This window comes from Paenibacillus sp. 01T422, assembly GCF_056398785.1.
The window spans coordinates 1-3,087 of the sequence record NZ_JBFTQB010000796.1; the positions used below are offsets into that span (position 1 = coordinate 1).

General features: G+C 42.7%; 3 protein-coding genes. 2 read left to right on the plus strand and 1 reads right to left on the minus strand.

What is annotated here, in order from left to right; all coding sequences use genetic code 11:
* A partial coding sequence (locus AC1DUA_RS31390) for a glycoside hydrolase family 2 TIM barrel-domain containing protein (protein WP_477503473.1) occupies window positions 1–1,078 on the minus strand: 1,078 nt, incomplete at its 3' end.
* Between the two features lie 132 nt (window positions 1,079–1,210).
* Between AC1DUA_RS31390 and AC1DUA_RS31395 the strand changes: the two genes are divergently transcribed.
* Together AC1DUA_RS31395 and AC1DUA_RS31400 are read left to right on the plus strand one after the other, a co-directional pair.
* Complete coding sequence (locus tag AC1DUA_RS31395) at window positions 1,211–2,431, plus strand: helix-turn-helix domain-containing protein (RefSeq protein WP_477503474.1); 1,221 nt, start codon at window positions 1,211–1,213, stop codon at window positions 2,429–2,431.
* A gap of 99 nt (window positions 2,432–2,530) precedes the next feature.
* Window positions 2,531–2,959 (plus strand): VOC family protein, encoded by a 429-nt coding sequence (locus AC1DUA_RS31400; protein WP_477503475.1) that lies wholly within the window; start codon window positions 2,531–2,533, stop codon window positions 2,957–2,959.
* Window positions 2,960–3,087: the final 128 nt, after the last annotated feature.

Here is a 3,087-nt window from a genome sequence, read left to right on the forward strand (position 1 = left end):
GGCCAACAGCAGGCGTCTCGTCAATGACAACAAGCCCTTCAATATCAGCCAACCTCATCAATTCTTCGGAATAAGGATAATGAGCTGTACGGAACGAATTCGCACCGATCCACTTCATTAAGCGGAAATCCAGCACATTAGCCGCTTCATTAAATCCTCTACCATGTATCGCAGAATCCTCATGTTTCCCGAACCCTTTGAAATAAAACGGTTTATTGTTAATCAGGAATTTCCCGTCTTTGACCTCAACCGTTCTTACGCCAAAAGGCTGTTCATAAACGTCGACAAGCTGCCCATTATCGCTAATCTCAACTCTAAGCGTATACAAATAGGCTTTCAATGGCTCCCACAGCGTCACCTGCTGGATCTCGATCATTCCCTGGAGTCCACTGCTTTCTCCCACGACAACACCCGACTGATCAACAATCGATGCCTTCACTTGCCCTTTCCCAACAATGTCCACTTCGTACTGAACAATCCCGYTTTCTTGTTTCCAATTGGTGAGAATAGTCACATCTTTCACATACACATGTGGTGTCGTATAAATTTTCACCGGTCTATGGATACCTGCATAATTAAAAAAGTCGAAGTTCGGACTGTTTTTCGCGACAATACCACGTCCCGGAACTTCCTGCTCACTATAGATACCTACAGGCAGTGTCGTCTCATCCACTATATTGTTCACAGCAACCGTTAACCGATTATGCCCAGTTGTCAAAAAGGAATTAATTTCCGCCTCAAACGGTGTAAATCCGCCCTTATGCTGCATCACAGGTTTACCGTTCACATACACCACGGCTTGATGAGTAGCTGAACCAAAGCGCAACACAATACGTTCTGACATCAGCAAATTTAATACGGTAAAATCTCGCTCATACCAAACCCAGCCAACATGGTTTCGTATATCCGCTGTAACGCCTACATCGTTAAAGGACGATGGCACTGACATCGGAATGGTTTCTGTAAGCGCAGAAGCGAACCACTCCTCATGAAAGCCCTTTCCAAAATCCAATTTAAAATTCCAAATGCCACTAAGATCAATAATTCCCCGTGACTCTGATACGATCGGATATAACATAATACCGCTCCTTTTATTCTCATTTTCAAACTCAACAATTAAGATTATACTAATAGAATCCAATTCAAAATAGGATGTGAAATGCATCATCAGGATAATTTTAACGCCATATCTCGAGATGAGGAGATTCTAATGACTGAACAGCCGCTACATCTATCAGCAATAAGCACAACATTTTTTCACTTAACTGATATCAATACCGTCGTTTTGACCAGCAGCGGAACTGTTTTGTTGAATCATGAGCATGATCGAATCCCTGAATTTCTAGGCACCTGGCTGAAGGAGGACATTGCATTCCTTTGCGCTGAAGCTCAAATCTCTCCTGAGCAATGCTGCAAATACACGAACGCTTGGGGGTTTACTTACTTAGCCAAACCATTTCGATTGCAAGAAGCCCGCACCCAAATATTAGTCACAGGTCCTTTCTTATTGCAGGTGCCAGATGTCAATAGACTGTACACGAAGTTCAAACTAGATCAAGGAAAGCGGATAGAATTAGAGGGTTTTTATCGAGGAATGAGATTGATAAGCGCGGCAAGGGTTCAAAGCATGGCCAATGTTTTCGATCAAATCGAAGGCATCTCCCAAGCCGATATTCGGGAATTAGAGCTTCAAGTTCAGCCCGCTAGATCTCCCAACCAGAGAAAAATCGAGCTCATGCTGCAGCATTCCGATGAGGCTTATATCGACCTCGTTGAATTGCGTTATCAAATAGAACAAGAAATGATACAAGCAGTCCAGCATGGCGATCATGAAACTTTGCAGAAAGTACGCTCCAAAATGAAAAATCTGTATGACTTCTCCGAAAGATTTCCGAACCAACCCGTAAGAGCCTTAAGAAATGCACTTATTATTCTAAATACATTGCTACGGGTCGCCGCCAAAAATGCAAATGTCCAGCCCTTTTTCTTGCATCAGATATCTGAGAAATTCGCCAAACAAATCGAACGGACCGAAACCATCGATTCCCTTAATAAATTAATGACACTTCTGTTCGACGAATATTGCGGATTGGTGCGCCTGCATGCTGTAAAGGGGTACTCCCCCCTCGTCCAAACGGTTATTCAATTCGTTTCCCTGCATTACAATAAACCATTACGTTTAGAGGAACTTTCTCAGGAATGCCATGCACACCCGGCACATATTTCAAGGCAATTCAAGAAAGAAACAGGGATGACCGTGACCGATTTCCAGCAGAAGCAGCGGATTGAAGAAGCAAAGCCGTTATTGAAAAATGGCGATTTATCTATCAAATGGATTGCCGAATCCACTGGCTTCGATGATGCTGGTTACTTCACTCGTATATTCAAAAAAATCGTGGGAATAACACCAACCCAATTCCAGAAGAGCTAAATCAAACTTCTTTCGCCTTCTTTTTGTTGGATTATGGACAAGTTAAATGATACAATATGGGAATAATATGAAAATAAACTAATCTGAGGAGTGATAGCAATGGCATTAGATTTTTACTTGAATTTTAATGGAAATTGTCGTGAAGCGGTGGAGTATTATGCAGAGGTATTCGGGACTGAACAACCGAAAATCATGGCCTTTGGCGATACACCAGCAGACCCAGCCTATCCACTCCCAGAAGAAGCGAAATCCTTGGTCATGCACGCTAGACTGACGATTAGCGGCAGCACAGTGATGTTCTCTGACGTATTCCCAGGTATGCCTTTTGTAGCCGGAAACAATATTTCCCTATCCATGGTCAGCAAAGATGTCGAAGAAATCAAGTCCGCATTCCATAAGCTTAAAGAAGGCGGCAAAGTAGGCATGGAACTCCAAGAAACATTCTGGAGTAAGTGTTATGGGAGCTTGGAAGACAAGTTCGGAATCCAATGGCAATTTAACTACGATAACGGCGAATTTGTCTATTAATTAATCCATCTTCAACGAATGCAGAAAGAACACCTCTTCTCCTTCAAGGGAGATGACGTGTTCTTTTTTGATTCATAAAATGGGAGATATCAGTTTCGAGATGGACTCCAAGAATCGTATCCGAAGGG

Bases quoted from the DNA above. Each gene is read 5' to 3' on its own strand.
- AC1DUA_RS31395 (WP_477503474.1), top strand. From the start codon at position 1,211: ATGACTGAACAGCCGCTACATCTATCAGCAATAAGCACAACATTTTTT.
- AC1DUA_RS31400 (WP_477503475.1), top strand. From the start codon at position 2,531: ATGGCATTAGATTTTTACTTGAATTTTAATGGAAATTGTCGTGAAGCG.